The sequence below is a fragment of the Deinococcus wulumuqiensis R12 genome, assembly GCF_011067105.1.
GTDB classification, from domain to species: domain Bacteria; phylum Deinococcota; class Deinococci; order Deinococcales; family Deinococcaceae; genus Deinococcus; species Deinococcus wulumuqiensis.
On the sequence record NZ_CP049357.1, the window covers coordinates 456,149 to 482,308 of the forward strand.

Genomic DNA, 26,160 nt, shown 5'->3' on the forward strand with positions numbered 1-26,160 from the left:
GGTGCGGCGCCTGACTTTCGCTCCGCGCCCGAACTGGGAAGCCCGGCTTCAGGCGGTCGGCATGACGTGGTACGCGCCTGCCCCCGAACACCCGGTGCCCTACTGGGGCGAGGAGGCCTGCTACGCCTTCACGCCGGGGCAGGTGGCCGACCTGCGGCGCGACTCGCAACTCCTGACCGACCTGATTCTGGAGGCGACGGGGTACGCCATCGAGCGGGGGCGGCTGGCCGAACTGGGGATTCCGGCCTTCCTGCACTCGGCCATCCGCGAGTCGTGGGAGCGCGACGACCCCACCGTGTACATGCGGCTCGACCTCGCCTGGGACGGCAGCGGCCCGCCCAAACTCCTCGAGGTCAACGGGCAGACGCCCACCAGCCTGCTCGAGGCAGCCGTCTGCCAGTGGCACTGGCTCGAAGACCGCCTGGAGGCGGGGCAGCTTCCGGCGGGCGCGGCGCAGTGGAACACCATTCACGAAGGGCTGGGCGAGCAGTGGGCGCACCTGTACGCGGCGCGGGGCGTGCGGCAGGCGCATTTCTCGGCGGGGCGCAACGTGGAAGACATCGCCACCGTCACCTACCTGCGCGAACTGGCAGAGGCGGCGGGCGTGCGCGGCTCCTTTCTGGCCGCCGACGAGGTGGGAACGAACCCCGCCCACCCCCAGCTGCTCGACACCTGGGACCTGCCGATTGCCCACCTGACCTGGCTGTGGCCCTTCGAGTACGCCTGGGAATCGCGTGACGCGCTGTTTCTGGCGTCCACCACCACCCGCTTCATCGAGCCGCTGTGGAAGGCGGTCACGTCCAGCAAGGGGCTATTGGCGCTGCTGCACGAACTCAACCCCGGTCACCGCCTGCTGCTGCCCGCTGCGCTCACGCCGGGCGCCCTGGGCGAGGACGTGGTGCGCAAGCCGCTATTTTCCCGGGAAGGGCAAAACGTCCAGCTGCCCGGCGAGGCCGTGACCCCCGGCGATTACGGCGACCTGCCGCTGGTGGAGCAGGCGTATACCGAGCTGCCTGCCTTCCAGACGGAGGACGGCCCGCGCTACCCGGTCATGGGCGTGTGGGTGGCGGGCGACGAGGTGTGCGGCCTGGGCATCCGCGAGGGGCGCAGCCGCGTGACCGACAACCGGGCGACCTTCGTGCCGCAGGTGACGTTGCCGGGGTGAGTAATACGGATTCCGCTTAATTCCTGCACAGTCGGGAAAGCGCCGCCTGTGCATCCATATCGCAGAATCCGTATTTTTTCCTACTCGCATCCGCTCGGATTGAATCTGAAACTACCAGATTCAATCGGAATCCGTATGACATTGCCGGGGTAGGCGGCCCGCTGCCTACTGGCTGCCCGCCCGCGTTTCCTTGAGGTTGATGCTGCCGGTGTACCTGTCGAAGTCCACCACGACGCGGTAGTTGCCCGTCTCCCCGCCGCCGAGGACGTTCAGGCTCCACTCGTTGTTTTCCCCCGACTTTCCCCCCGACTGGCAGACCTGTCCGGCGAGCTGGTTGCCCTGGGGTCCGTAGAGGCGCACGGTCGCGCGGCCACTGCGAACCCGGCACGAGCCGGTCACGCCGACGAACTGGTTGTCTTCCAGCGTGCGGAAGGCGTAGGTGTTGGTGCCCTTCGCATGCAGCAGGTACGTCTCGGTCAGGGTGACATAGCCCAGACGCAGCCCCAGCGTGAAATAGAGCAAGGCGAGGGTCGCTGCCAGAGCAACAAACAGAACGCGCATTGCAACTCATAGTAACGCTTGTCTCAAATGGTGGCCTTATACGGATTCCGCTTAATTCCTGCACAGTCGGGAAAGCGCCGCCTGTGCATCCATATCGCGGAATCCGTATTTTTTCCTACTCGCATCCGCTCTGCTGCGCAGCTTTGCAAGTCGGATTGAATCTGAAACGACCAGATTCAATCGGAATCCGTATTATTTCAGGGGACGCAGCCGCCGCACCGCCTGCCGCAGCGCCTCGGGGCTGAGGTGCCCGAAAGCGAGCAGCACCGCCGGTTCGTGGGCCGGTCCCAGGGGCCGTGCCGGGGTCAGGCCGACGCCCAGACGTGCGGCGCGGGCGACCGTTTCCTGCTCGTCGCTGCCGGGGGGCAGGCGCACGTACAGGTGCAGCCCGGCGCGGGCGGGCAGGGCGTTCCACCCCGGCAGTTCGGCCCGCAGCGCCGTGAGCAGCGCCCCGCAGCGGTGCGCGAGCAGGGCGCGGGCGCGGCGCAGGTGCCGGGCGTAGGCGCCCGAGGCCAGCACGTCGGCCAGCGCCAGGGCGTCGAGCACGCCGGGCACACGGTCGGTCAGGGGCCGGGTGCGCGACAGCACCTCGGTCACTTCGGGCGGCGCCACCACGAAGCCGCTGCGGGTCACGGGCGCCAGACTCTTGGAAAAGCTGCCGAGCAAAATCACCCGGTCAGGCGCCTGCCCTTGCAGCACGCTGGGGGGCCGCCCCCGGTGGTGCAGGTCGGCGGCGTAGTCGTCTTCCAGCACGAAGGCGCCCGCCTGCCGCGCCCAGCGGATGACCGCCTGCCGCCGCGCCGCGCCGAGGGTGACGGTGGTGGGGTACTGGCACGCGGGGGTGAGGTAAAGGAGGTCGGCCCGCTGCGGCAACTCGGCGGGCCGCAGCCCCCCGTCGTCCACCGCCGCGCCGAGCAGCCGCGCCCCCGTCGCGGCGAAGGCGGCCTGGGCGCCGGGGTAGCCGGGCTGCTCGGTCACCGCCAGCCGCCCCGGTTCCAGCAGGATGCGCGAGAGGGCGTCGAGAGACGACTGCGTGCCCCCGGTCAGCAAAATCATCTCGGGCGTGACCTGTGCCCCGCGCTCCGAGCGCAGGTAGGCGGCCAGGGCGCGGCGGGTTTCGGGCGGGCCGAGGGGGTCGCGCAATCCCTCGCCCTCACGCGGCGCGGCGGCGCGGCGGGCAAGAGCCTGCGCCCAGGCCCGCGCCGGGTACAGCTCTGGCACCGGCTGCCCGATTCGCAGATCGAAGGGGTACTCGCCGCCCGCGTCTTCCACCTGCCCACTCAGCGCCCGCCGCGCCCAGGCACTCAGCGGCAGGGGTGGGGGAGAGGGGGGCATGTCCTCGTCCGGCGGCACACAGACCCGCGTGCCGCTGCGCCCGCGCACCTCCACGTACCCCTCGATTTCCAGTTGCGACAGGGCGTCCACCAGCGTGTTGCGTGACACGCCCAGCGCCGCCGCGAGTGGGCGGTGCCCCGGCAGCCGGACCCCCTGCGGCAGTCGCCCCTGCGAGATAGCCGCCCGCAGGGTGCGCTCGGTGCGGGTGTGCAGCGCCTCGCCGGGTTCGGCGGGCAGCAGGGTCAGACCTTCCAGCGCGGCGCCCGCCCTCTTCAGCGCCTGAACTCCCGGCGCAGCCACTCGCGGTCGCCGCCTTCGGCTTCCAGCGCCTGCCCCGCCAGCTCCACGAACAGGTCGCGGGCCGCTTCCGCGTCGGCCAGGGTCAGGCCGTGCGCGGCGGGGTCGGCCAGCAGTTCACGCACGAAAGCGAACACCTGCTTGTTGGGGTGAATTTCGCCCCTGACCGTCACGTCGGCAGACCACTTCAGCAGGTAGTCCAGCGCGTAGGGCGCGGGTTCGGTCACGCAGCCGCCGGGGTAAGGAATGCGTTGGGGGCCGGAAAAGGAAACGGCGGGGGACATGGCAGAAGACACAGCCGCAGTGTAGGCGAGCGCAAAAAGAAATGGAGGGCGTAGCCCCCCACTTCCGTGCCTTCCACTCCTGTGCCCTCTACTGCGGCTGCCCGGCTCAGCCCACGCTCGGCGAGGCCCCCAGCGCCCTCATCACGGCGCGGGTGAAGGTCCGGGTGTCGGCCTGCCCGCCGAGGTCGCGGGTGGGCTGCTCGCGCAGGGCGAGCGCCACCGCCCGGTCCACCTGGTTGGCGGCGTCGGGGCGCTCCAGCCCGTGACGCAGCAGCATCCCCACGCTCATGATGGCGGCGGCGGGGTTGGCGACGCCCTTTCCGGCGATGTCGGGGGCGGAGCCGTGAATCGGCTCGAACAGGCCCGGGCCGTCGCCCAGGGACGCCGAGGGCATCAGGCCCAGCGAGCCGGGAATCACGGCGGCGAGGTCGGAAAGGATGTCCCCGAACAGGTTTTCGGTGACGATCACGTCGTAGCGGCTGGGGTCGGCCACGATCAGCATCGCCACACTGTCCACGTACTCGTGGTTCAGGTGAATAGAGCGGTACTCGCGGTCCCGCAGCGCCTGCACGTCGCGCCGCCACAGTTCGGACACCTCCAGCACGTTCGCCTTGTCCACGCTGGTCACGCGGCCCTTGCGCTGTTCGGCGGCCCAGAACGCCACTTTCGCCACCCGCTCGACCTCGGCGGTGGTGTAGCGCATGGTGTTGTAGGCGCTGTCGCCCTCGATCTGGCGGTCCCCGTCGAAATAGATGCCGCCCAGCAGCTCACGCACGATGAGGATGTCCACGCCGCGCGCCAGCTCGGGCTTGAGCGGCGAGAGGTGCTCCAGTCCCGGCTGCACACGCACCGGGCGCAGGTTGGCGTAGCAGCCCAGGGCCTTGCGAAGTGCCAGCAGGCCGGATTCGGGGCGCAGGTGCCGGGGCAGCTTGTTCCACGCGCTGTCGTGGGCGCCGCCCACCGTGCCGAGCAGCACCGCGTCGGCCTCGGCCAGCGCGTCACGGGTTCGGGCAGGAAAGGGGTCGCCGTGCGCGTCGTAGGCGCCGCCGCCGAGGGCGTGTTCCTCCAGTGTGACGTCGGGCGCCACCTCGCGCAGCACCTGAACCGCTGCGGCAGTCACCTCGGGGCCGATGCCGTCGCCGGGCAGGGTGATGACTTTAGGCATGATGCTTCTCCTGTGGGCGCGTGACCTGCGCGGGGCGGGGGCCGTCTTCCTTGGCCGGGTCGTCACCCAGCGGCGTGCCCGCGTGGCCGTGGCCCGCCGAGGTGCTCGCGTTGTCGAGCCGCTCGCCTTCCACGTCCTCGCCCGCTTTCATGTATTCCAGCCAGCCGCCCGCTTTTTGCACGTCGAGCGCGAACTGCGGCACCGGCACGAAGGTCAGCGTCTGCCCGGTTCGCCTGTTGGAAATGGTGCCCGCCGTCAGGTCGAGGTCGGCCTCGTCGCCGTCCTCGAAGGCTTCCACGATGCCGTCACACTCCAGCGCCAGGAAGCCGTTGTTGATGGAGTTGCGGTAATAGATGCGGGCGAAGTTGGGCGCGATGACCGCCGCCACGCCCGCGCCGCGCAGCGCCCACACCGCGTGTTCGCGGCTCGACCCGCAGCCGAAGTCGGCCCCGGCCACGATGATGTCGCCTGCCTTCACGCGCCGCACGAAGTCCTTGTCGTAGTCCTCCATCGCGTACTTCGCCAGCTCCGACTCCACATCGGTGGTCAGGTGGCGGGCGGGAATGATTTCGTCGGTGTTGATGTGGTCACGGGCAAAGACGTGAACAGTGGGCATGGGAGCACCTCCGGGTGCGAAGAGACGAGTGGCGAGGTTCCAGGCCAGTCAATGACCAAGCCGAAATAATACGGATTCCGATTGAATCTGGTCGTTTCAGATTCAATCCGAGCGGATGCGAGTAGGAAAAAATACGGATTCCGCGATATGGATGCACAGGCGGCGCTTTCCCGACTGTGCAGGAATTAAGCGGAATCCGTATAAGGGGGAAATCATCGAGAAAGCCGCGTTCAGCAGGCCCGTTCCCAGCGCCGCAGCGGGCAGCCCCAGCAGCGGCCAGCCGCTCGCCCGGCGCCCCCGGGCCAGTTGAATAAGCCCGGCGGTCAGGGCCACCAGGAGCAGGGCTGCCCACGCCAGCAGCGAGAAAGGAAAGGTCAGATGAGCCCAGACCGGGTATTCCACGAGGGTGTACCACGTCAGCAGCGAGGGCAAAATCAGCGTGAGTAGGGAGCCGCCCAGCAAATCAGGGCGCTCACGGGCCGGCACCTGCCGCCCGCCCAGCCAGGTCCACGCCGCGTAGAGCAGCGCCGCGCACAGGAACAGGGCCGGCAGCGTCATCTCAGTTGCTGTCCTGCCCGGCGGCGAACGGCAGCAATTCCTCCGGCACTTCCTCGCTGTAGAGGTCGCGCCAGTGCTCGCCGTCGAAGGTCACTTCGGATTCCATGTAGGTCTGCGACAGGGGGTTGTCTTCGCCCAGCACGTCGCGGGGAATGTCGAGGCGAACGGCGACGGGCACCGGGAGCGGCTCGCCGTCCGGGACCGTCAGTTCGGTGCCCAGCACTTCCTGAAGCATGGTGCGGTTCCACTCGGCCCACGCCTGCGGGTTTCCGGCCCCGGTGGACTCGGTGAGGTCGGTCTGAAGCTGCCGGATGTCGGCCTCGCTGAGTTCGTCGTCCTCGTCCCACTCCACCCGCCCGTCGCTGTGGACGGTCACGGTAATCATGTTCAGGTCGAAGAACTCGGCGAGTTCGGGGGCCAGGCCGCCGCCCTCGATTTCGGCGTCGGGGGCCTCGTAGGGGTGCCAGGTGTCGCCGTCGAGGGTGTACGCCGCGCCGCTGAGCAGATAAAACTCGAGGTCGCGGAAATAGGCGGTCGCCATCAGCGGGCTTTGCAGCGGGGCCGAGCGGCGAATCTCGAAGAACGAGCGCCGCGCCACCGGCACCTCGTCCAGCGCGGCGGTCAGCGCCTCACGGCGTTCGGGGGTGAGGTCGCCTTCCTCCTCCTGCGCCTCCAGAACCTCGCGGTGCGCGGCGATCCATTCTTTGAGGGTCTGGCCGTGGAACTCGCGCACCAGCGTCTCGAAGAATTCCAGCGTTTCGCCCTGCTCGTCGAGTTCGCCCACGTCGGGCGTCACGTCGATGCGGCCCTCAAGCCAGTGGTCCACCTGAAACTGCCCCAGCGACTCGCCCTTGATGTCGAAAGCCGGGTGCTGCTGGAGGCCTCGCACGAGCTGTTGCGGGTCGCGCACCGTCGGCAGGGTCTGCCAGGTCTCACCCTCGAAGGAGTGGCGCTGATCGCGCAGACGCACGCTGCCGCCCTCCACGGGAATCACCGCGCCCATCCGCTTGCCCGCCGATCCCAGCGCCAGCTCGCCGTCAATCTGGCGCAGCGCGGGCACCGGAATGCGCTCCACGTCCTCGCGGGTGGCGTAGCGCTCGCTGCCCCGGCTGCTCAGCACCGTGACCGTGCGGTATTCGGCGTCCCAGGCGGCCCCGAAGGACTGCGAGTCGCGCAGCGCCTTTTCGATGAGCGCCCGCTGCGCGGCGTCCTCCGGTCCTTGCACCAGCCGCACCTCGCCGCCGCGTCCCAGTTCGGCGCTGAAAGGAAAGACGGTCGGCATCAGGCCGAGTTGTTTGCGTCGTTTGGCTTCACCCATGATGGCTCCAGTGTGCCAGAGAGCGGCGCGTCATTCGTCGTCCTCCTCCTCATCGTCGTCCCCCGTGTCCAGTTCGGTCCAGGTCTGCCCGTCGAAGGTCACGGCGCTGGGCGTGATGGCCTGCGCCGCCAGCGCGGGGTCGGCCTCCACCATCTGACGCAGCAGGCCCACCCGCAGGCCGCTGGGCACCTCGTCGCCGCTTTCCAGCCCGAACAGCTCGCGCAGGGTCGCTTGCCATTTCTCCGGGTCGCCCGCGCCGAGGTCGGCCCTCAGGTGGCGCTCTAGGGCGTCCGTGACTTCCGGCGCGAGGTTCTCGCCCTGCACCTGCACCCGCCCGTCGGCGTGCAGCTCGGCAGTCACGCTGTGCAGGTCGAACAGCGAAGAAAACAGGTCGAAGGGGCTGTCCTCGTCCGTGCCCTCGTCTGTGCCCTCATCTGCGTCCCCGTCCGTGTCCCCTGGGGCGCCCAGCTTGAGGTTGCCCGGCGCGAGGTCCTGCGGCGCGGGGGCGTAGGCGTGCCACTCGCCGCCGTGCAGGTACTCCGCCGTTTCGGGCAGCGCAACGAACCGCAACTCCGCCGCGTCGTCCAGCCGCAGCCGCACCCGCCGCGCCTCGGGCACGGCGCTCGCCGGGCCGCCCGCCGCCGCGTGCCGCTCGGCCCAGGTCTGTCCGGGCGGGCCGCCTTCGGTGCCGTGGTACTCGCGCACGGCGTCTTCCACCGCGTCGAGCAGGTCGTCCGGCGCGTCGGGTTCGAGGTCGATGCGGCCCTCGCGGTAGTGCAGCGCGTCGAAGGTGTTCGGCGCCGAGCCGTCGCCCTGCACCGGCACGCCGGGCATCTCGGGAAAGGGGCGCACCTCCCAGCCCTCCTCGCCGTCCGGACCGGACACCGCGCCCGACTCGGCCACCGCGTACTCGTACAGCTGCGCCTGACCGCGAATCAGCAGCCCGCGCACCCGCCACAGCGCCGCGTCCTCGCGCACGTCCGCCAGCGGGGTCGCTTTGAGGGCCTCGGCCACCTGCCTGGCCTGGGCTTCCTCGTCCAGGCCGCGAATGTCCATCTGTCCGCCGGGGTGCAGGACGGCCTCGAAGGGACGCACGCCGGGGGGAAGCAGCTTCATGGGATCTAGAGTCATGTGCAGCTCATTGTGAAGGGTGGGGGAGGGGTCACGTTCAGTCTGCCGCGTTCCGGTCGTTGCCCTCGGCGTCGTAGCGGCGCGGGTCGGCGATGTACCCTTCCACCGCACTCGCGGCGACGGTGGCGGGACTGGCGAGGTAAATCTGCGCCGAGGGGTCGCCCATCCGCCCCACGAAGTTGCGGTTGCTGCTCGAAATGCACACGTCGTCCGGCCCCAGCACGCCCGAGTGCATCCCCAGGCAGGCGCCGCACGAGGGGTAGCTGACACTGGCACCCGCGTCCACGAAGATTTCGAGCAGCCCTTCCTGCGCCGCCTGCTTCCAGATGGCCTGGGTTGCGGGCACCACGATCATCTGCACGTTCTCGGCAATCTTGCGGCCCCGCAGAATTCGGGCCACGTCGCGCAGGTCGCTGATGCGTCCGTTGGTGCAGCTGCCGACGTAGGCGTGGGTCACGGCGATGCGGTCACTGCCCGCCACGCGGCCATTGCTGGGAATGTGGGGGTAGGCGACGGTGGGTTCGACCTGCGCGGCGTCAATCTCGACCACGACCTTGTACTTGGCGTCGGGGTCGGACTGGTACTCGGTGTACTGCTCGGGCGACACGCCGCGCTGCTGCATGTAGGCGCGGGTGATGTCGTCCACCGCCACGATGCCGGTCTTGCCGCCCGCCTCGATCGCCATGTTGGTCAGCGTGAAGCGGCCCTCCATGTCGAGGTTGTCGATGTAGTCGCCCACCCATTCCATCACCATGTAGTTCGCGCCGTCGGCCCCGATGCGCTTGATGACCTCCAGCACGATGTCCTTGGGCGTCACGCCGGGGTTGGTTTGACCTGTCACCCGGATCAGCATCGTCTCGGGCACCTTGAACCACACCTTGCCCGCATAGATGGCGCCCGCGAGGTCAGTGGAGCCCACGCCGGTCGCAAACGCCCCGAGTGCGCCCGCGTTGCAGGTGTGACTGTCACCGCTGACCAGCGTCTGCCCCGGCTTCATCAGGCCGGTGTTTTCCAGCACCACGTGAGCGATGCCGCCGCGCCCCACGTCGTAGAAGTGCTCGATGCCTTTTTCCTGCACCCAGCTCTTGAGCTTCTGGTACATCTTGGCGGCCTTGATGTTCATGGCGGGCACCGAGTGGTCGGGCACCGCCACGATCTTCTGCGGGTCGAACACCCGGTCCATGCCGCGTTCCTCCAGCATCCGCAGCGCGGCGGGGGTGGTGATTTCGTGGCACAGCACCCAGTCGGTGGCACACTCGATGAGCTGGCCCGGCACCACGGTGTCGTGCCCGCTGTGCGCGGCCAGCATCTTCTCGGCAATCGTCATTCCCATATGGACCTCCCCCAGATCAATCCTTCGGACGAAAAACGCCCCCTCAGCTACTCGGCTGCGGGGGGCACGTGAAGAACGGCTGGGAAACTCGCGCTCAACGCCCCAGACGAAGAAGAAGGCCCGCCGGGGCCGGTTTCTCACGGGTCACGCTGAACATGCCTGGACTGTAGCGCCGGGCCGGGGCCGGGGCAGGGGGGCGGGTTAGGCAGGCTGGCAGTGGTGGGCCGGGGCCGCGCACTCGGCGCTGTCCACGACCACCACCCGGGCCGACTCGGGCACCCAGAAGCGCCCGGCGTTCTCGCGGTCCGGCAGGCACGGCAGCCGCACCCGGCGGGGCAAAGTCAACGCGCGGAGCACCCGCAGCTGTGGCGCCGGGTCGGGAGCCAGCCACAGCACGACCTCGCCCTCGGTCGTCTGACAGATGAGGTAGCCGTTGCCGTTGAGAGTGCGCTGCGGCAATCCCAGCGCTGTAATGACGAGTTGTCTCTCAACTGGCATCATGGCACTATTGTGCCACCTCTACTTTTACCGGGTTCTGACAGCCGGTCTGACAGCCGGGTCTTAACGCTCACCCCCACTTTCGGTGGACGTCTGGGGGGGAGTGGGGGAAGACATTGCCGCCACGACCGATATCCGCCTGCCCCTGGAGCGCTTGAAATTCAGTGTCCGCGCCGCCCTGCTGTGCGTGCGCGACGGCGAACTGCTCGTCCAGACAAGCGGGGGGCGGGCGCCCCCGAACCTTTTTTCTTTCTGCCCGGCGGCACCCTGAGGACCGACGAGGACGCCGCGAGGTGCGCCCGGCGCGAGTGGGAGGAGGAAGCCGGCCTGCCCTGCGGCCCGCTGCGGCCCGCGGCGGTGGTCGAAAACTTTTTCGGGCCGCCAGAAAAACGCCGCACGAAATCGGCCTTTATTTCCGTATGGAGGAGCTGCCCGCCGCTCTGCCGCACGGCGCGTTCGGCGTCCTCGACAATGCCGACACCGGCTTCAAGTGGGTGGCGCTGACCGAACTGGGCGGGCAGGCGGTGTCCCCGCTGCCCGTGCGTGAGCTGCTCGGCGTGCCGGCGGGGGAGGTGCGGCACCTCGTCATCCGGAGCTGATACGGATTCCGCTTAATTCCTGCACAGTCGGGAAAGCGCCGCCTGTGCATCCATATCGCAGAATCCGTATTTTTTCCTACTCGCATCCGCTCGGATTGAATATGAAACTACCAGATTCAATCGGAATCCGTATGAGTCGGGCCACAGCGTCGGGCTACAGCTTCGTCAGGTTGGCGAACTTCACCATCAGTTTCTTGATGCCCGCCGAGGCGAAATGCACCGTCACTTCCTGGCGCTCGCCCACGCCCGCCACGGCCAGCACCTGACCCTCCCCGAACTTGGGGTGCCGCACGCGCTCGCCGCCCCGGTAGGCGAGGTCGGCGGTCAGCGGGCTGGTGTTCTTGACCGCTGTGGTCGCGGCGGGCACGGTGGGGCGGTACTGCTTCCAGGTCTTGGCGCGGTACTCGACGACCTGGCCGTAGGGGTCCACCGTGTCGAACAGGCCCTCGATGTCTTCCAGAAAGGCGCTGTCTTCGGCGGCGTTGGTCTTGCCGAACTGCATCCGGTTTTGCGCGGCGGTCATCAGCAGCCGCTCCATCGCCCGCGTGATGCCGACGTAAAAGAGCCGCCGCTCCTCCTCGATGCCGCCCGGTCCCTCGGCCATCGCGCCCTTGCTCGGCAGCAGCCCCTGCTCGACGCCCACGATGAACACCACTGGAAACTCCAGCCCCTTGGCGTTGTGCAGCGTCATCAGCGTCACGGCGTCTTCGGGGGCGCCTTTGTTCTCGGCTTTGGTGCGCATGTCGTCCACGCTGGAAAGCAGCGCGGCGTCGTCGAGGAAATCGGCAATCGAGCCTTCGTTCTCCTGCGACCATTCCTCGGCGGCGCTGACGAGTTCTTCGAGGTTTTCCAGTCGCACCTGCCCCTCCTGTCCTTCTTGCCGCAAAAGGTCGAGATACCCGCTCGTTTCCATGACAAAGCGGAAAAAGGCGGCAGGCTCGTAGTTGTCGGCGGCTTCGGACATCGCTTCCATCAGCCGCGCGAACTCGACGGCCTTTTGTGCGCCCCGGTCGAGAATGTTCTGCTCGGCGGCGTTCGCGCAGGCGTTCAGAATCGTCGTGCGGTGTTCCCGCGCCCAGTCCATCAGTTTTTGCAGCGCTGTGTCGCCAATCCCGCGCCGGGGCCGCCCGATGATGCGCCGCAGGGCCACGTCGTCGGCGGGGTTGATGGCGAGGCGGGCGTAGGCGAGGATGTCCCGAATCTCGCGCCGGTCGTAAAAGCCCACGCCGCCCACGATGCGGGTCGGAATCTGCACCCGCCGCAGCGACTCTTCAATCACGCGCGACTGTGCGTTGGTGCGGTACAGAATCGCCATGTCCGACCACGCCCGTCCCTCGCCGTGCAGCCGGGTCAGCCAGTCGGCCACGTAATCCCCCTCGGCACGGTGGTCGGTGGCGCGGTGGAAGGTGACGGGGTGGCCCAGCTCCTTGACCGGTTTGAGGGTCTTGTCGAGGCGCTCGGTGTTGTTTTCAATCAGTTTGTTGGCCGCTTCCAGCACGCGCCCGCTCGAACGGTAATTGTGTTCGAGCATGTACACCTTGGCGTCGGGGTAGTCCTGCTGAAAGTCGAGGATGTTCTGAATGTCGGCGCCACGGAACTTGTAGATGCTGTTGTGGACGAGCATGCCGCCCGCAAGGTAGGTGTGCAGCGGCGACACGGTGAGGTCGTACACCGGCCCGGCGTAGTCGAAGGTGTCCACCGCTTCCACGGCTTCTTCGACGAGTTCACCGCCTCGCTCGACAAGCACCGTCATGCCGGGGTGCAGGTGCGAAAGCGGCAAGAAGGCGTACATCACGCCGCCGATCTGGGCCATGCGCTGCAATTCGAGGCCGCCGTCACGGGCGATTTGCTGCGCTTCGGCCAGCGCCTGGGGATAATCCTTGCGGCTGAGTTCCAGGCGGTAGCCGCCCCGGCCATTGGAGCGCACCGCGTGCCCAGCCTGCAAGAGTCGCTCGGCCACGTCCGCGCGGCTACTGCTCCACTGAATGCGGTGATAGCCCACCTGCCCACTGCGGAAATCCTGAAACATCACCAGGTTGACGCTCTGACGCCGCAGGCCGTTTTGCGGGCGGTGGTGCGGGAACTCCGGGTGCAGGTGCAGGTCGGCCATCAGGCGCTGCGCCGCCGCCGCCGTGTCGAGTTCGGCAAAGAGACGCTGAAGGTGGGCTTCGGAGAGCGCGAGTTGCCGCCCCACGCCGTGGAACAGCACCGTGGGCAGGCCGTACTTCGCCGCGTAATACGCTTCCCAGTACGCCGCGTCGGCCCTGGAGTCGCAAATCCGCAGCACCCAGACCTTGTCGCCGTGCTCCTGATTCAGCCGCACCCGGCAGCCGTAGTCGGTGCGCCCCTCGCCGTTTTGCCGCGCCCCCATCGTCAGGCCGATGCGGTAACCCCGGTCCTCGCGCTGCATCAGGGAGACGTACCACTGCCCCTGCATGGGCTGGTGCCGCGCGAGCACCACGTGATGTGGCGTGCCGGTCAGCTCGGCGCTCGCCGTCTTGACCCGCCAGTGCCTGCCGTGCGACTCGCCGCGCTTGACCTGCGTGATTTCGCCGCCTGTGACCCGGTTCTTTCCGCCCGTGCCGCAGATACGGTCACCGACTTGCAATGTCTCGATGGGCCGCCAGCCTTGCGGCGTGCAGATCAGGGTGCCGGGAAGCAGGCACTGATCGGGGTCCCCGACGACCAGCAGGTTCCGGTCCCGCGAAGCCAGCAGCCGCGTCAGCTCGTACTGTGCCCGGTTCGTGTCCTGATACTCGTCGATGTGAATGAACCTGGCCCGGTTCTGCACCCGGTCGAGCACGCCCGGCACTTCCTGAAACAGCCGAACGGTTTCAGTAATCAGGTCGCCGAAATCGATGGCGTTCTGGCCCTTCTTGCGGGCCTCGTAGCGGCGGTAGACCTCGGCGGCGCTCTCACGCGGCAGGCCGCTGATGAACGGCTCGCGGCTGCGGCCCAGGTCGTCGGGCGTCCACAGGTTGCTCTTGGCGCGGTCGATGATGCCGCGCAGGGCGCGCGGCTGCGTCTCGGCCCCGATGCCGGGCACACTGCCCATCACTTCCTTGATGATGTCGAGCTGGTCGTCGTCGTCGTAGATGACAAAGCCGCGCCGGAGGCCGATGTGCTCGCCGTAGGCCCGCAAAATCCGCACGCCCGCCGAGTGAAAGGTGCTCATCCAGAGGTCGCCCGCGCCCGGCACGAGGTGGCTGGCCCGCTCACGCATTTCGGCGGCGGCCTTGTTGGTGAACGTCACCGCCAGAATCTCGCCCGGCTGCACCCCGTAATGCCCGATCAGATGGGCGATGCGGTAAATCAGCGTGCGCGTCTTGCCGCTGCCCGCCCCGGCGATCACCAGTGCGGGGCCGGTGAAATGGTCGGCGGCCTGCGCCTGGGTGGGGTTGAGGGCCTGGAGCAGGTCGGGCGCACCGGGAGAAGCAGTCACCGGGGGATTGTAGCAGGGGGATTTACGTTGTGGGCGTAAAAGGCTGCGGTTCTGGCAGCTTCACCCCGAAACTCCGGCCTCCAGCTCCCGCCGCACGTTTTCGTCCGTATCCGCCGCCAGCCGTTCCCGCACCTCGGCGGGCAGGTCAGCGCGTCCGGCCACCATCAGGCGCACGCCTTCGTCCGGGTCGGCGGCGAGGACGGGCAGCAGCTCGGCGGGCAGGTCGGCGCGGGAAGCGACGGTGCGGCGCACTCCGGCATTCGGGTCGGCGGCCAGTCGGCCCAGCAGGTCGGTGGGCAGGACCGGGGCCAGCGCCACCCCCCGGCGCACCTCCGCGCTCGCGTCGGCGGCCAGCCGCGACAGCCGCTCGGGGCCGAGGTCGGGCCGCACGGCGAGGATGGTCCGCACGTCGGCGCTTTCGTCGGTCAGCAGCACGTCCAGCGCGGCGGCGGGCAGCGTCTCGGCACTCGCCACATGCAGCCGCAGGTCGGGTTCGGGGGCCTGAGCGAGCGCGAGAACCGCGCCGTCGGGCAGATCGTTGCGTTCGAGCAGCGTGCGGCGCACCGCCTCGGCTTCGTCGCGGGCGAGGCGTTCCATCACCTCCGGGCGCAGGTCGGGCCGCCGGGCCAGGGCCGAGCGCACGTCACTGTCGGCGTCGGTTTCGGCGCGGGTCAGCCACGCGGCAGGCACCGTCCAGGCTTGCAGCGCCGCCGAGCGCACCAGCGGCTCGGGGCTGGCCGAGAGCCACTCGCGCACGTTGCCGGGCAGATCGATGCGGCGGGCCAGCGTCGCCAGCACGTCGGGGTCACCGCCCGTCGCCAGGGAAAGCAGGCAGTCGAGCGGCAAATCCAGCCGCCGCGCCACGTTCGCCCGGACCAGGCTGTGCGGGTCGCCCACCAGCGTGCGCAGCAGGTCGCCGGGCAGGTCGGGGCGCAGGGCGACGGCCTTGCGCACGTCGTAGTCGTCGTCCCCGGCGAGCTGGCGCAGCAGGGCTTCCGGCAGGTCCGGGCGCTGCGCCACCGCCTCGCGCACCTGCCACCCGGCGTCCTGCGCGAGCGCCGTGACCCGCTCGGGCGCGAGGTCAGGCCGGGCCGCCAGCGCCGTACGCACCCCGTAGTCCTCGTGCCGCAGCGCCGAGTCCACCACCCAGGCGGGCGCGTCGGGCAGGGCCAGCAGCGCCGTGACCCCCTCGGCAGGAAACCCCAGCAGCAGGCCGGGGCGGGCGAGCCTCAGCAGCGGCAGGCCCGGATTGCTCAGCACTTCACGCGGAAACTGCGCGGCGAGCAGGCCCAGCACTTCGGCGGGGGTGTTGGGGTTGCGGGCGACCCCGGCGCGGACCTGGGCACTGGGGTGCGCCGAGAGGCCGCTGAGCACGTCTGCCGGGGCGCGGGGCGAGGTCGCCGCCTCCAGCGCCCCGGCGCTGCCCAGTGCGGTGAGCGTGCGGGGGTCGAGTTCGGAAAACGTCATGGGGAGGAGGATAGAGCCACCCCCCCAAAATGAAGGAATGTTCCGGCGACTGTCATTTGCCTGCGGTGCGCAGCTGGCAAGCTGTCAACCATGACGTTTGCTCCTGCCCCCTCTCCGCCTCGTGTGCCGAGCGCGGCCGCCACCGTGCGGCAGGCTCACCGTTTCCTGCTGGCGCTGGCCCAGGGCCAGGAACTCGACTGGCGAACCGTCTCGCGCAATGCCCTGCACTGGCTCGAAGACCGCCACCTCATCGAGCCGTGTCTGAGCACACGCGGCTGGGACTACCGCGTGACCTCCAAAGGCGTCCGGGCCGTGCTGGGACAGAAAGCCGCCTGAGCCGTTGCCGCCCCGACAGAGCTTGCCGCCCGCTCCGTGCCGGGCGGTTTTTGTGGTCCCGGCGTGCCCTCCTTGCCGCACCTCCTGTTAGAATGCCCTGTTTCAGAGCGTAGGGGGTCAGGCCACTTACGCCGCAGTCAGAACGCGATTCCAGGCCGTCAGGGGAAAAAGCCGGGGCCGCCGAGAGCTTCCAGCGCCCCCCGCCCCACCCTTTTGCCTGCCCTCAAGGAGCCGAATGCAACCCACCCAACCCCATCCCTCTGTGCCACAGTTGACCGTCCGGGGCGCCCGCGAACACAACCTCAAGGACATCACCGTTTCGTTTCCGCGTGACCAGTTCGTGGTCATCACGGGCGTGTCCGGGTCGGGCAAGTCCACGCTCGCCTTCGACACCATCTACGCCGAGGGCCAGCGCCGCTATGTCGAGAGCCTCAGCGCCTACGCCCGGCAGTTTCTGGGGCTGATGGAAAAGCCCGACGTGGACGCCATCACCGGGCTGTCTCCGGCCATTTCCATCGACCAGAAGACCACTTCTCATAACCCGCGCTCCACGGTGGGCACCGTCACCGAGATTCACGACTACCTGCGGCTGCTCTACGCCCGCGTCGGCACGCCGTACTGCCCCCTGTGCGGGCGCAAAATCGAGAAACAGAGTCCCACCGAAATCACCGACCGGCTGCTGGCGGAGTTCCCGGACAAGCGGGCCATTCTCCTCGCCCCGGCGGTGCGCGGGCGCAAGGGCGAGTACCGCAAGCTGTTTGCCGACCTCAAGCGCGAGGGCTTTTCGCGCGTGCGGGTGGACGGCACGCTCTACGAACTGGAAGAAGCCGAAAAGCTCAAGCTCGAAAAGTTCGAGAAACACGACGTGGACATCGTGATTGACCGCCTGACCCTACGTGAAGGCGACCGCAGCCGCATCGCCGAATCGGTGGAACTCGGGGTGCGCCGGGGCGAGGGGCTGCTGCGCGTGCTGCTGCCGGATGCCGGTGAGAACGGTGAGGCCCACGAGGAGCTGTACTCGGAAAAGTTCGCCTGCCCCGAACACGGCAGCGTGCTGGAAGAACTCGAACCGCGCTCCTTTTCCTTCAACTCGCCCTACGGCGCCTGCGGCGACTGCGCGGGCCTGGGCTTCAAGCAGGAATTCTCGCCCGAGCGCATCATCGACGAAAAGCTGAGTATCGACGACGGGGCCATCATCCCCTGGACGAAAAAGGGCGCCGACGCGGGCATCTACTACCACGACAAGCTCAAGGCCCTGGCCGCCCACCTCGACTTCGACCTCACGACGCCCTGGAAAAACCTGCCTGCGCGGGCACAGAGAGCCGTGCTGCACGGCCCCGGCGAGGCGTTCCCGGTGGTCTATAAGCGCGGCGGCAAGGAAACGATGCGCTTCATGACCGAGTTCGAGGGCGTCGTCACCAACCTGGAGCGCCGCTACGCCGACACCGAGTCCGAGTTCATGCGCGAGAAGCTCGAAGAACTCATGGAACTGCGTCCCTGCCCCACCTGCGGCGGCACCCGCTACAAACCCGAGATTCTGGCGGTGCGGGCAGGCGGCCTGAACATCTCGCAGGTGGGCGGCATGAGCGTGCTGGAGGCCGACGGGTTCTTCCGGCAGCTTCAGGACGGCGAACTCGACCACGACGCCATTCAGCCGTTTCTGAAGGGGCATACCGGCGGCACCGCGAAGGCGCACGGCCCGCTGCACTACGAATATCAACTCAACACCTTCGGCGCGGCGGTGGCGGCGCCCATCCTGAGGGCGATTCGCACCCGGCTGAAGTTTCTGGTGGACGTGGGCCTCGATTACCTCTCGCTCGACCGCACCGCCAACACCCTCTCGGGCGGCGAGGCGCAGCGCATCCGGCTGGCGACGCAGGTGGGCAGCGGGCTGACCGGCGTGCTGTACGTGCTCGACGAACCCTCCATCGGCCTGCACCCCAAGGACAACGGGCGACTCATCGGCACGCTGAAAAACCTGCGTGACCTCGGCAACACCCTCCTGGTCGTCGAACACGACGAGGACACCATGCTGGAGGCCGATTACCTCATCGACATGGGGCCGGGCGCGGGCGTCCACGGCGGCGAGGTGGTGGCGTCCGGCACCCCGGAGCAGGTCAAGGCGGCCAAAAACTCGCTGACCGGGAAATACCTGCGCGGCGAACTGAAAATCGAGGTGCCGCGTGAGCGCCGGGGCGGCAACGGCAAGTTCCTGAAGGTCTTCGGGGCGCGGCAGAACAACCTGCAGAATGTGGACATCGCCATTCCGCTCGGCACCATGACCGTCGTGACCGGGCCTTCGGGCAGCGGCAAGTCCACCCTGATTCACGACGTGCTGCACGCCACGCTCGCCCGCGAACTCAACGGCGCCAAGACCTCGCCGGGGCTGTACGACCGCATCGAGGGCATGGAGCATCTGGACAAGGTCATCGAAATCGACCAGTCCCCCATCGGGCGCACGCCGCGCTCCAACCCGGCGACCTACACGGGCGTCTTTACCGAAATCCGCGACCTGTTCACCCGCACCCCCGAAGCGCGGCGCCGGGGCTACCAGGCCGGGAGGTTCTCCTTCAACGTCAAGGGGGGGCGCTGCGAACACTGCAAGGGCGACGGCGTGATGAAAATCGAGATGAACTTCCTGCCCGACATCTACGTGCCCTGCGAGGTGTGCAAGGGAGCGCGGTACAACCGCGAAACGCTGGAAGTCAAGTACAACGGCAAGACGATTGCCGACGTGCTCGACATGACGGTGGAAGACGCGCAGGCGTTTTTCGAGGCGATTCCGGCCATCGAGCGCAAGATGAGCCTGCTGCTCGACGTGGGCCTGGGCTACATGAAAATCGGGCAGCCGAGCACCACCCTCTCGGGCGGCGAGGCGCAGCGCATCAAACTGGCGACCGAACTGGCCAAGCGGGCCACCGGCAAGACGATTTACATCCTCGACGAGCCGACCACCGGCCTGCACTTCGAGGACGTGCGCAAGCTGATGGAGGTGCTGCAACGCCTCGCGGAGGGCGGTAACACGCTGGTCATCATCGAGCACAGCCTCGACGTGATGAAGTGCGCCGATTACGTCATCGACCTTGGCCCGGAAGGGGGCGTGCGCGGCGGGACCATCGTGGCGACGGGCACCCCGGAACAGGTCGCCGCCCACCCCACGAGCTACACCGGCGAGTACCTGCGCCGTGTGCCGGGCATCGTGGCCGCCGCGCCGAGGGCGCAGGCACAGAAGTCCGAGAAGGCAAGGAAGCCCGAGAAGACGGACAAACCCGCCAAAGCCCCGGCGAAGAAAGGGAAAAAGGTGGTGTCGGGAGCCTGAGCGCGCCCTGCTTCCTCTCTGCTGAGGCCCCCTCGCCCACGCGGCGGTGGGGGCCTTTTCCCTGCACGGCGCTGCCCCGAAACCTGACCGGGGCCGGGGCGCGTGCTAAAACTGAGGGCGCATGACCGTTGCCGCTTCTCCTTCTGCCCAGGCCGACCGCAAGGCCCTGTGGACGTTCCTGCGTGTTCTGCTCGGGCTGGCGCTGCTGGCCGGACTGGCCTACTTCCTGTGGACCCCGGGCGCGTGGGCGAACAAGCTGTTCGTCTGGGTGCTGCTGACCCTGCTGGCCGACGAATGCTCGGGCTGGTTCGGCTACGCCGGGGTGGCGCTGGGGGCGCTGGTGTTTCTGGCGCCGGGCGCCACGCCCGAACAGTGGTTCGTGGTCCTGCCGCTGGTCGGCGCGGCCCTGTTCGCGCTGCTGCTGCTCAAGCATTCGGGCGGGGCGTTCGTCTTGCCCTTCGCGGCGCTGATTTTTGCGGGCGCGGTGCTGGGGGCCGACCGGGTGGGCCATGCGCTGGAAACCCCCATCAAGCTGCTGGGCACCGCCGAGTTTCGCCGCATGGCCCTGCTGCCGATGGCAATAGGCGTCACCCTGAGCTTCGTGCGGCAACTCGTGACGACGCTGCTGCGCTGGCACCGCCGCCGTCAGGCCGCTCGGCCCGCGCCTGTGGCGGCCCCCGCTGCCGACAGCACGGAGGTGACGGAAGTGGTCGTGGCCGACCCTGCCGCCTCCACGGTCACTCAGACTTCCCCCGCGCCCCAGACCCCTCCTACGACGCCAAAACGCAAATAACCGAAAGGACGAGCAGAGCAGGCAAAGGGTGGTGACCCCCTTTGCCCGCTCACTTTTTATTGACTCGAAGCTGTATTCAGCCTTCAGCGGCGCAGGGTGGGCGGAAACTCCGGCTGCGGCGTCCAGGGCAGCAGCCGGGGCAGGTCGAGCGGCAACGTGAAGCGGCGCTCCCCGCGTTGCAGGGTCAGGGCGCCCGTTTTCAGTTCGGTCCTCACGCCGGGAAGCGTGGTCAAGGAGCGCAGCGCCACAAGGCTCTGGCCGCCAGCCGTCCGCACCGGGACGGTCAGCCGCCCCTCGCCGCTCACCAGCAGAGCGCGGGTGGGGCTGCTGGCCGTGACCTGATACCCCAGCTCCGCTGCGAGGGGCATGAGCGGCAGGTAGATGACCCCGCCGATGACCTGAGGGACGAGAAGCGCAGTGGCCGGGGTTTCGACAGCCGACGCCGGAGCCGCAGGCTGGGCAGGAGCAGGTAGAGGGCGGGGCGCGGCTTGGGGCTGAGCTGGGGCTGGTGCCTGTGCCAGCGTCGGCAGGGGCGGCTGCTGGCTGGTGGTGGCCTTTGCCGCCGCCTGCCGGGCCTGGGTCTGTGCGGCCAGTTCTGCCGCCGTCGCGCTGCGTCCCAGTCCCAGCGGCGAGGCGCGGAAGGTGGGCCAGGGGCCGGTCGCCAGTGGGCGCAGGTTCTCGATGGCACTCAGGAGGCCGCCGTCCACCGCGAAGTACAGGGTGCCCCGGTCGCTCACCGCCGCCCCGGTATCGATTTTTGCCGTGCCCGGCAGGGTCCACAGTGCCTGTCCCGTCGGCGTGACCGCGTGCAGGGTGCCGCCGAGGTCACCGACCACCACGCTGCCGTCGCTCAGTTCGGCGGCGGGCGCGGCGATGGCGGCTCCGGCGCGGTAGGCCCAGGCGTCCTGCCCGGCGGTGGTCAGGGCGTAGAGCTGCCCGTCGTAGCTGCCCACCACCACCAGTCCGGCGCGGGTGACGATGGGGCTGGCATTGACGAACAGGCCGGTGACCCGCGTCCAGCGCAGCGTGCCCGCCGGGGTCAGGCTGTACAGGCTGCGGTCCCCCGAGCCGAAATAGAGGTTGCCCTCGGCGTCGAGCGCAGGTGAACTGAACACCGACGACCGCGCCGCGTAGGTCCACAGCAGCCGCCCCTCGGGGCTGAGCGCGTGCATCCGGCCGTTTTGCGCCCCGAAGTAGAGGGTGCCGTCACTCGACACGGCGGGCGAACTGAAGACCGGCGCCCCCACCTTGTAACTCCACAGCGTCTGTCCCGCCGGACTCAGGGCGAAGACGCTGCCGCCCGCCGTCGCCACGACCACGCTGCCGTCGGGCCGCAGGGCGGGGCTGGCGAAGATGTCCCCGTCGAGTTTGACTTTCCAGTTCAGTTGTCCGCTGGGGGAAAGCGAATACACCGTGTCGTCGTAGGCCGCCGCGATGACGCCCCCGTCGGGGGTGAGCACCGGCTGGGCGCGGCCCAGGTCCCCCAGGGCGAACGACCACAGCTCCTGGCCGCCCGCGTCGGTGCGGTGCAGGCGGCTGTCGTTGCCGATATAGGTCAGCTCTCCGCGCGGCCCGATGCTGACCGGCGACGACACCTTCAGCGGCTTGGTCCAGCTCACCCGGGGGGCTGCGGCGGGGCGGCTGCTCGTGGCTGCCGGGGTGGGGGCGGCTGTTTGCGCCAGGCCAGCAGAATGCGCCAGCAGGCCCGCACTCAGAATGAAGGTCGTCAGCGGGAGAAGGGGCAGAGCAGGAAGCGCCAAGAAGGGGCGGCGGGCAGCAGGGTCGGACATGGCAGGTCAGCTCCTTGGTCGTCGGTCTGAATCGGCGGTGTTGGCCTTTGATCGTGTCTTTAAGCACCCTTTACGCACGGAGTGGGCCTTGGGACAACTGGTGGACGCGCCTCAAACTAGCGCCCTAAGATGTGACTCGTTATGAAAAAGACTCTGATGCTGACTGCTTTTGCGCTGGCTGGCCTCGCCGCCGCGCAGACCGCTCCTGCCACCACGGCGCCCGCCACGGCCCCGATGACCACCACGAGCACGGTGACCGGCACCACGGCGGGCGACGCGATGATGACCCCCGCCACCCTGTCGGCCAGCGACAACTTTGCCCGCGCTCAGGAGTACGCCGTGCAGGCAGACGTGGCTTACCCGGCGCCCTTCTACGACCGCACCCTGTGGAAGGCCGCCGTGGACCACAGCTACTTCGCCGCCACCCAGGAAGCGGGCAACCGCGACTACAACGCCTACCTCGCGCAGCTCTACACCAAGACCCAGTGGTGGATCAACGCCTACAACGCCTGGAACCGCCTCGGTGATCTCAACGAAACCGAGAAGCAGTGGGCGTCGCTCAGCGCGGCCAAGCTCGCTTACATCGCCCTGCAGCGTGGTGACCGCGCCGCTGCCCGCACCTACGTGGAAAAGGGCCTGAGCTGGGCCGACAGCGCCAGCCTCCAGGCCATCCGCAGCCGCCTCTGATTCCAGGCGGTACGAAGGGGCGCTCCCGAGGGTGGGGGCGCCCCTTCCCTTGGCCCAGGGTCAGCGCTTGGTCAATGCGGCGTACTTTTGCAGCATGTCCCAGCCCGCCCCGCTTTTCATCACCTCGCGGGCCTGCGCTACGCCCTCACGAATGGTCTCCACCTGTCCCGCCGTTCGCAGCGCGGCCCCGGCATTGAGCGCCACGATGTCCTTTTGCGCCGGAGTGCCGCCGCCGGTCAGCAGGGCGCGGGTAATCTCGGCGTTTTCGGCGGGCGTGCCCCCCACGATGGCGGCGCGTGGGTGCAGGTCCACCCCGCACTCCTCCGGGTGCATGGTCCGGTCGATAATCTCGCCGTCCCGCAGCCCCGAAACCGTGTTGGGGCCGCAGACGGTGAACTCGTCCAGCCCGTCGCCGTAGACCACGGTGGCCCCTTTCGCCCCCAGGTGCCGCAGCGCCTCGGCCAGCGTGCGTGTCAGGTCGGCGCGGAACACGCCCACGACGAGGTGGGTCGCCCCGGCGGGGTTGGACAGCGGCCCCAGAATGTTGAACACCGTCCGGGCGGCGAGGTCCGAGCGCACCGGGGCGGCGTGCCGCAGCGCCGGGTGGTAGTTGCGGGCAAACATGAACCCCACCCCCAGCGTGTCGATGGCTTCCTGAATCACCTCGGGCGAGGCGTCGAGGTTGACCCCCAGGGCCTCGAGCACGTCGGCACTTCCGGCCCGCGAACTCGCGGCGCGGTTGCCGTGCTTGGCGATGGGAATGCCCGCCCCCGCCACCACGAAAGCGGTGGTGGTCGAGATGTTGAAGGTGTGCGCTCCGTCGCCCCCGGTGCCCACCACGTCCATCAGCACGTCGCGGGGCCGGACGTTGACCGTGACCGCGTTTTCGCGCATGGCCCGGGCGAACCCGGCGATTTCTTCGGGTGTCTCGCCACGCACCCGCAAGGCCGCGAGCGCCGCCGCCAGCCGCACGCTGCTCATCTCTCCCGACATCACCTCGCGCATGAACTGCGTGGCGTCGGTCTGGCCCAGCACCTCGCCGTCCATCAGCCGGGCGTGCAGGGGCTGTGCTTGTGAAGTCTGGGCCTGTGGGGTCTGTACCTGCGGAGTCTGTGCCTGTGGGGTCTGGGGCGCCGTCATGCTGCCCCCCGTGCCTGCCGCTCCCGCACCAGGGTCAGAAAGTTGTCCAGCATCCGCAGGCCCTCCTGGGTTTCTACGCTCTCGGGGTGAAACTGCACGCCGTAGATGGGGTATTCGCGGTGCCGCAGCGCCATGACCACCTCTTCCTCGGGGTCGCTCGCCCAGGCGGTCGCTTGCAGTTCGGGCGGCAGGTCGCGCACCACCAGCGAGTGGTAACGGGTGACGCGCACGTCGTCCGGCAGACCGGCGAACAGGTCCTCGCCGCCGTGCCGCACCGCGCTGGTTTTGCCATGCACCGGACGCCGCGCCCGCTCCACCCGCGCCCCGAACGCCTGCCCGATGCTCTGGTGGCCCAGGCACACGCCCAGCAGCGGGTACTGCGGCCCCAGCTCGCGCACCACGTCCACGCTCAGGCCCGCCTCCAGCGGCGTGCAGGGACCGGGCGACACCACGATGCCGTCTGGGCCGAGCCGCCGCACGTCGTCGAGCGTGAAGGCGTCGTTGCGCCACACCGTCAGCTCACAGCCCAGCAAGCCGAAGTACTGCACGAGGTTGTAGGTGAACGAGTCGTAGTTGTCGATCAGGAGCAGGTGCAGGGGGGGTGCAGACATGGATTCTCCAAAGAAAAAGCGCCCGGTGAACGTGGAGGTTCACCCAGGCGCGGGAGGAAACGGAGCAACGCCGCCCGCCTAGGCGAGGCTGGGCCACCAAATCGTGGGGGCGTTGCGGGCGGTCATGTCAGGAGCATAGCGCACGCGGCGGGTCGGGCGGCAGTGTCAGTCGGTGCGGGACAGCGGCTTGGCAAGGGGAAAGTGGAACAGGCAAAAAGGCCGCCTCCGTTGAGAAGCGGCCCAGGACAACTGCAAACTCAGCGCAGGGTGGGCAGGTTCAAGGACTTGAGGGAGAGGGACTGCCCGAAACCCGTACCCGAGTTCATGAAGACCCAGGTGTCGCTGGGAAAGCTGCCGCTGTCTGCTGCGTTGGTGATGGTGATGACAGAAGGTGACCCGCCCTGACTCGCCAGCGTGCTGCTGATGGTCATCTTGTTCCAGCCCTGGCCGAGGCGCAGGTTGTAATTGGTCGTGTAATTGATGCTGCCTTCAGGGACAGAGGCCGTGCAGACCTGGCTGCCAGTCACGTTGACAGGGCGGTCGGTGTACATCAGCAGACCCATCTTGAACGTGTAGGCACCGCTGGTCTGATTGCTGCTGCCCGTGAGGGTAATGGGAAAGGCGTAGCCGTCCTTGCCCGCGTCAACTGTCAGGCCCCCAAGAGCAGTCTGCGCGGCGGCGTCACTGACGGTCGGCGTCCCTGAGCAGTTCAGGGCCTGACGAACATCCATATCGAGCAACGAGGTGATGAAGGCATTGGCCAACGTGTCGAGGTCCTTGACAGGGAAGGCTTCGAGGCCTTTGGTTGGGGCCTGCAACTGCACTGAGAAAGCCCCGTTGGCCTGCAGTGTTCCGGTCGACAGGATATTGTCCCCGCTGGCGCTGGCGCTGACGAGCTTGACCGTTCCGGCCCCGCCGGTCCAGGCTTTGGTCGCCAGGTTCGTGTCGGAGCTGTTGGGAGCAAGTTCCACCAGGACTCCACTTAGGGTCGTAAAGCCCGCGTTGGGGGTTTTGTCGCCGCCACAGGCGGTGAGCAGCAGGGTGAGGCCGATTCCAGTTAAAAGTTTTTTCATGGCATGCTCATTAGCTTCCTTCCTTGGCGCTCGGTCAATCTGCTGTGTGGCCTATGCTGTCCGTATGCCCACAACCCAGTCCCGGCTGTCTTTCCTTGCCGTTCCCACCGAAGACACCGCTCATGAAGGGGTGAAAAAGCTCTGGACCAAGGCCGAGGCCAACATGGGCTTTGTCCCCAACGTGTTCCGGGCGCAGTCTCTCAACGGTGAGCAGTTTCTGGCGTGGTGGAACTACTTCAACCTGCTGGTGAACAAGGAAGGCTTTCTCTCCAATGCCGAGCGTGAGCTGCTGGCGGTGGTGGTCAGCGGCCTGAACCGCTGCGTGTACTGCGCGGTCAGCCACGGGGCGGCCCTGCGCGAGTTTGACGGCGACGCGGCGAAGGCCGACGCGGTGGCCGTCAACTGGCGGCAGGCTGACCTGACCGGGCGCGAGCAGGTGCTGTGCGCCTACGCCGAGAAGCTGACGCGCCACCCGGACCAGATGACCGAAGCGGACCTGGAACCCCTGCGCGCCGCCGGCCTGAGCGACGAGGCGATTCTAGAAGCGGTGCAGGTCATTGCCATGTTCAACATGACCAACCGGGTGAGCAGCGCCCTGGGCTTCGTTCCCAACCCCGAGTACCACACCCAGAGCCGCTGACC

The 26,160-nt window shown here is 68.3% G+C and carries 24 protein-coding genes; 8 read left to right on the top strand and 16 right to left on the bottom strand.

Features of this window, described 5'->3' with window-relative positions; all coding sequences use genetic code 11:
* Position 1 precedes the first annotated feature (1 nt).
* On the top strand, positions 2–1,165 hold the full coding sequence (locus tag G6R31_RS02325; RefSeq protein WP_017869429.1) for a glutathionylspermidine synthase family protein: 1,164 nt from the start codon (positions 2–4) through the stop codon (positions 1,163–1,165).
* Positions 1,166–1,330: 165 nt separating this feature from the next.
* On the opposite strand, the gene G6R31_RS02330 is transcribed toward G6R31_RS02325, so the two are convergent.
* The 10 genes from G6R31_RS02330 to G6R31_RS02375 form a co-directional block, all read right to left on the bottom strand.
* The gene (locus G6R31_RS02330; protein WP_017869428.1) at positions 1,331–1,726 is read right to left on the bottom strand and encodes a hypothetical protein; all 396 of its coding nucleotides are present in this window, start codon (positions 1,724–1,726) and stop codon (positions 1,331–1,333) included.
* 192 nt (positions 1,727–1,918) lie between these two features.
* Complete coding sequence (gene pdxR / locus G6R31_RS02335) at positions 1,919–3,361, bottom strand: MocR-like pyridoxine biosynthesis transcription factor PdxR (RefSeq protein ID WP_017869427.1); 1,443 nt, start codon at positions 3,359–3,361, stop codon at positions 1,919–1,921.
* The gene (locus tag G6R31_RS02340) at positions 3,334–3,642 is read right to left on the bottom strand and encodes a hypothetical protein (RefSeq protein WP_017869426.1); all 309 of its coding nucleotides are present in this window, start codon (positions 3,640–3,642) and stop codon (positions 3,334–3,336) included. Before G6R31_RS02340 ends, pdxR begins: the two co-directional genes overlap by 28 nt.
* A 106-nt stretch (positions 3,643–3,748) precedes the next feature.
* Complete coding sequence (gene leuB / locus G6R31_RS02345; protein ID WP_017869425.1) at positions 3,749–4,807, bottom strand: 3-isopropylmalate dehydrogenase; 1,059 nt, start codon at positions 4,805–4,807, stop codon at positions 3,749–3,751.
* On the bottom strand, positions 4,800–5,423 hold the full coding sequence (locus G6R31_RS02350) for a 3-isopropylmalate dehydratase small subunit (RefSeq protein WP_017869424.1): 624 nt from the start codon (positions 5,421–5,423) through the stop codon (positions 4,800–4,802). The genes leuB and G6R31_RS02350 overlap by 8 nt, the downstream gene beginning before the upstream one ends.
* 102 nt (positions 5,424–5,525) lie before the next feature.
* On the bottom strand, positions 5,526–5,981 hold the full coding sequence (locus tag G6R31_RS02355; protein ID WP_017869423.1) for a hypothetical protein: 456 nt from the start codon (positions 5,979–5,981) through the stop codon (positions 5,526–5,528).
* Position 5,982: 1 nt separating this feature from the next.
* Positions 5,983–7,299, bottom strand: a complete 1,317-nt coding sequence (locus G6R31_RS02360) for a hypothetical protein (protein ID WP_017869422.1) — start codon at positions 7,297–7,299, stop codon at positions 5,983–5,985.
* Between the two features lie 30 nt (positions 7,300–7,329).
* Complete coding sequence (locus tag G6R31_RS02365) at positions 7,330–8,430, bottom strand: hypothetical protein (RefSeq protein ID WP_152423476.1); 1,101 nt, start codon at positions 8,428–8,430, stop codon at positions 7,330–7,332.
* A 37-nt stretch (positions 8,431–8,467) separates the two neighbouring features.
* Complete coding sequence (locus G6R31_RS02370) at positions 8,468–9,763, bottom strand: homoaconitate hydratase family protein (RefSeq protein ID WP_017869420.1); 1,296 nt, start codon at positions 9,761–9,763, stop codon at positions 8,468–8,470.
* A gap of 201 nt (positions 9,764–9,964) precedes the next feature.
* A complete protein-coding gene (locus G6R31_RS02375) occupies positions 9,965–10,264 on the bottom strand; it encodes a hypothetical protein (RefSeq protein ID WP_051056460.1) in 300 nt (99 codons plus the stop codon).
* Between the two features lie 180 nt (positions 10,265–10,444).
* Here G6R31_RS02375 and G6R31_RS16810 point away from each other — a divergent pair, with 180 nt between their 5' ends.
* The gene (locus G6R31_RS16810; RefSeq protein WP_229664832.1) at positions 10,445–10,765 is read left to right on the top strand and encodes an NUDIX domain-containing protein; all 321 of its coding nucleotides are present in this window, start codon (positions 10,445–10,447) and stop codon (positions 10,763–10,765) included.
* Positions 10,681–10,860: a hypothetical protein gene (locus G6R31_RS16815; protein ID WP_017869417.1), complete on the top strand. Its 180-nt coding sequence runs from the start codon at positions 10,681–10,683 to the stop codon at positions 10,858–10,860. Before G6R31_RS16810 ends, G6R31_RS16815 begins: the two co-directional genes overlap by 85 nt.
* A 154-nt stretch (positions 10,861–11,014) precedes the next feature.
* Here G6R31_RS16815 and G6R31_RS16820 read toward each other — a convergent pair whose 3' ends face one another.
* Positions 11,015–14,302 carry a UvrD-helicase domain-containing protein gene (locus tag G6R31_RS16820; RefSeq protein WP_017869416.1) on the bottom strand — a complete coding sequence of 1,096 codons (3,288 nt, stop codon included), beginning with the start codon at positions 14,300–14,302 and terminating at the stop codon, positions 11,015–11,017.
* Between the two features lie 60 nt (positions 14,303–14,362).
* Positions 14,363–15,769 (bottom strand): hypothetical protein, encoded by a 1,407-nt coding sequence (locus tag G6R31_RS02390; RefSeq protein ID WP_017869415.1) that lies wholly within the window; start codon positions 15,767–15,769, stop codon positions 14,363–14,365.
* A gap of 90 nt (positions 15,770–15,859) precedes the next feature.
* On the opposite strand from G6R31_RS02390, the gene G6R31_RS02395 reads away from it, so the two are divergent.
* The 3 genes from G6R31_RS02395 (at position 15,860) to G6R31_RS02405 (ending at position 20,217) form a co-directional block, all read left to right on the top strand.
* Positions 15,860–16,105 carry a hypothetical protein gene (locus tag G6R31_RS02395; RefSeq protein ID WP_161617829.1) on the top strand — a complete coding sequence of 82 codons (246 nt, stop codon included), beginning with the start codon at positions 15,860–15,862 and terminating at the stop codon, positions 16,103–16,105.
* 235 nt (positions 16,106–16,340) lie between these two features.
* Positions 16,341–19,424, top strand: coding sequence for an excinuclease ABC subunit UvrA (gene uvrA, locus G6R31_RS02400; protein WP_029732734.1), 3,084 nt, complete (start codon positions 16,341–16,343; stop codon positions 19,422–19,424).
* 121 nt (positions 19,425–19,545) lie between these two features.
* On the top strand, positions 19,546–20,217 hold the full coding sequence (locus G6R31_RS02405) for a hypothetical protein (RefSeq protein ID WP_017869412.1): 672 nt from the start codon (positions 19,546–19,548) through the stop codon (positions 20,215–20,217).
* An 83-nt stretch (positions 20,218–20,300) separates the two neighbouring features.
* Here the strand turns inward: G6R31_RS02405 and G6R31_RS02410 are convergent, their stop codons facing one another.
* Complete coding sequence (locus G6R31_RS02410; protein WP_017869411.1) at positions 20,301–22,007, bottom strand: outer membrane protein assembly factor BamB family protein; 1,707 nt, start codon at positions 22,005–22,007, stop codon at positions 20,301–20,303.
* A gap of 141 nt (positions 22,008–22,148) precedes the next feature.
* Between G6R31_RS02410 and G6R31_RS02415 the strand changes: the two genes are divergently transcribed.
* Positions 22,149–22,694: a hypothetical protein gene (locus G6R31_RS02415; protein WP_017869410.1), complete on the top strand. Its 546-nt coding sequence runs from the start codon at positions 22,149–22,151 to the stop codon at positions 22,692–22,694.
* Between the two features lie 60 nt (positions 22,695–22,754).
* Here G6R31_RS02415 and trpD read toward each other — a convergent pair whose 3' ends face one another.
* The 3 genes from trpD to G6R31_RS02430 all read right to left on the bottom strand — a co-directional run bounded on the left by trpD (position 22,755) and on the right by G6R31_RS02430 (position 25,518).
* Positions 22,755–23,834 (bottom strand): anthranilate phosphoribosyltransferase, encoded by a 1,080-nt coding sequence (gene trpD, locus G6R31_RS02420; protein ID WP_152423475.1) that lies wholly within the window; start codon positions 23,832–23,834, stop codon positions 22,755–22,757.
* Entirely contained in the window at positions 23,831–24,445 is a 615-nt protein-coding gene (locus G6R31_RS02425) for an anthranilate synthase component II (RefSeq protein ID WP_017869408.1), read from the bottom strand. Before G6R31_RS02425 ends, trpD begins: the two co-directional genes overlap by 4 nt.
* A gap of 257 nt (positions 24,446–24,702) precedes the next feature.
* The gene (locus G6R31_RS02430) at positions 24,703–25,518 is read right to left on the bottom strand and encodes a hypothetical protein (RefSeq protein ID WP_017869407.1); all 816 of its coding nucleotides are present in this window, start codon (positions 25,516–25,518) and stop codon (positions 24,703–24,705) included.
* Between the two features lie 64 nt (positions 25,519–25,582).
* Here G6R31_RS02430 and G6R31_RS02435 point away from each other — a divergent pair, with 64 nt between their 5' ends.
* The gene (locus G6R31_RS02435) at positions 25,583–26,158 is read left to right on the top strand and encodes a peroxidase-related enzyme (RefSeq protein ID WP_025567186.1); all 576 of its coding nucleotides are present in this window, start codon (positions 25,583–25,585) and stop codon (positions 26,156–26,158) included.
* Positions 26,159–26,160 lie beyond the last annotated feature (2 nt).

Excerpts from the sequence above, each read along its gene's own strand:
- G6R31_RS02405 (WP_017869412.1), top strand. The coding sequence starts at position 19,546 with ATGACCGTTGCCGCTTCTCCTTCTGCCCAGGCCGACCGCAAGGCCCTG.
- G6R31_RS02435 (WP_025567186.1), top strand. The coding sequence starts at position 25,583 with ATGCCCACAACCCAGTCCCGGCTGTCTTTCCTTGCCGTTCCCACCGAA.
- G6R31_RS02425 (WP_017869408.1), bottom strand. The coding sequence starts at position 24,445 with ATGTCTGCACCCCCCCTGCACCTGCTCCTGATCGACAACTACGACTCG.
- G6R31_RS02375 (WP_051056460.1), bottom strand. The coding sequence starts at position 10,264 with ATGATGCCAGTTGAGAGACAACTCGTCATTACAGCGCTGGGATTGCCG.
- G6R31_RS02395 (WP_161617829.1), top strand. The coding sequence starts at position 15,860 with ATGACGTTTGCTCCTGCCCCCTCTCCGCCTCGTGTGCCGAGCGCGGCC.
- G6R31_RS02430 (WP_017869407.1), bottom strand. The coding sequence starts at position 25,518 with ATGAAAAAACTTTTAACTGGAATCGGCCTCACCCTGCTGCTCACCGCC.
- G6R31_RS02365 (WP_152423476.1), bottom strand. The coding sequence starts at position 8,430 with ATGACTCTAGATCCCATGAAGCTGCTTCCCCCCGGCGTGCGTCCCTTC.
- G6R31_RS02350 (WP_017869424.1), bottom strand. The coding sequence starts at position 5,423 with ATGCCCACTGTTCACGTCTTTGCCCGTGACCACATCAACACCGACGAA.
- trpD (WP_152423475.1), bottom strand. The coding sequence starts at position 23,834 with ATGACGGCGCCCCAGACCCCACAGGCACAGACTCCGCAGGTACAGACC.
- uvrA (WP_029732734.1), top strand. The coding sequence starts at position 16,341 with ATGCAACCCACCCAACCCCATCCCTCTGTGCCACAGTTGACCGTCCGG.
- G6R31_RS02415 (WP_017869410.1), top strand. The coding sequence starts at position 22,149 with ATGAAAAAGACTCTGATGCTGACTGCTTTTGCGCTGGCTGGCCTCGCC.
- G6R31_RS02330 (WP_017869428.1), bottom strand. The coding sequence starts at position 1,726 with ATGCGCGTTCTGTTTGTTGCTCTGGCAGCGACCCTCGCCTTGCTCTAT.
- G6R31_RS02340 (WP_017869426.1), bottom strand. The coding sequence starts at position 3,642 with ATGTCCCCCGCCGTTTCCTTTTCCGGCCCCCAACGCATTCCTTACCCC.
- leuB (WP_017869425.1), bottom strand. The coding sequence starts at position 4,807 with ATGCCTAAAGTCATCACCCTGCCCGGCGACGGCATCGGCCCCGAGGTG.
- G6R31_RS02390 (WP_017869415.1), bottom strand. The coding sequence starts at position 15,769 with ATGACGTTTTCCGAACTCGACCCCCGCACGCTCACCGCACTGGGCAGC.
- G6R31_RS16815 (WP_017869417.1), top strand. The coding sequence starts at position 10,681 with ATGGAGGAGCTGCCCGCCGCTCTGCCGCACGGCGCGTTCGGCGTCCTC.
- G6R31_RS02355 (WP_017869423.1), bottom strand. The coding sequence starts at position 5,981 with ATGACGCTGCCGGCCCTGTTCCTGTGCGCGGCGCTGCTCTACGCGGCG.
- G6R31_RS02370 (WP_017869420.1), bottom strand. The coding sequence starts at position 9,763 with ATGGGAATGACGATTGCCGAGAAGATGCTGGCCGCGCACAGCGGGCAC.
- G6R31_RS02360 (WP_017869422.1), bottom strand. The coding sequence starts at position 7,299 with ATGGGTGAAGCCAAACGACGCAAACAACTCGGCCTGATGCCGACCGTC.
- G6R31_RS02410 (WP_017869411.1), bottom strand. The coding sequence starts at position 22,007 with ATGTCCGACCCTGCTGCCCGCCGCCCCTTCTTGGCGCTTCCTGCTCTG.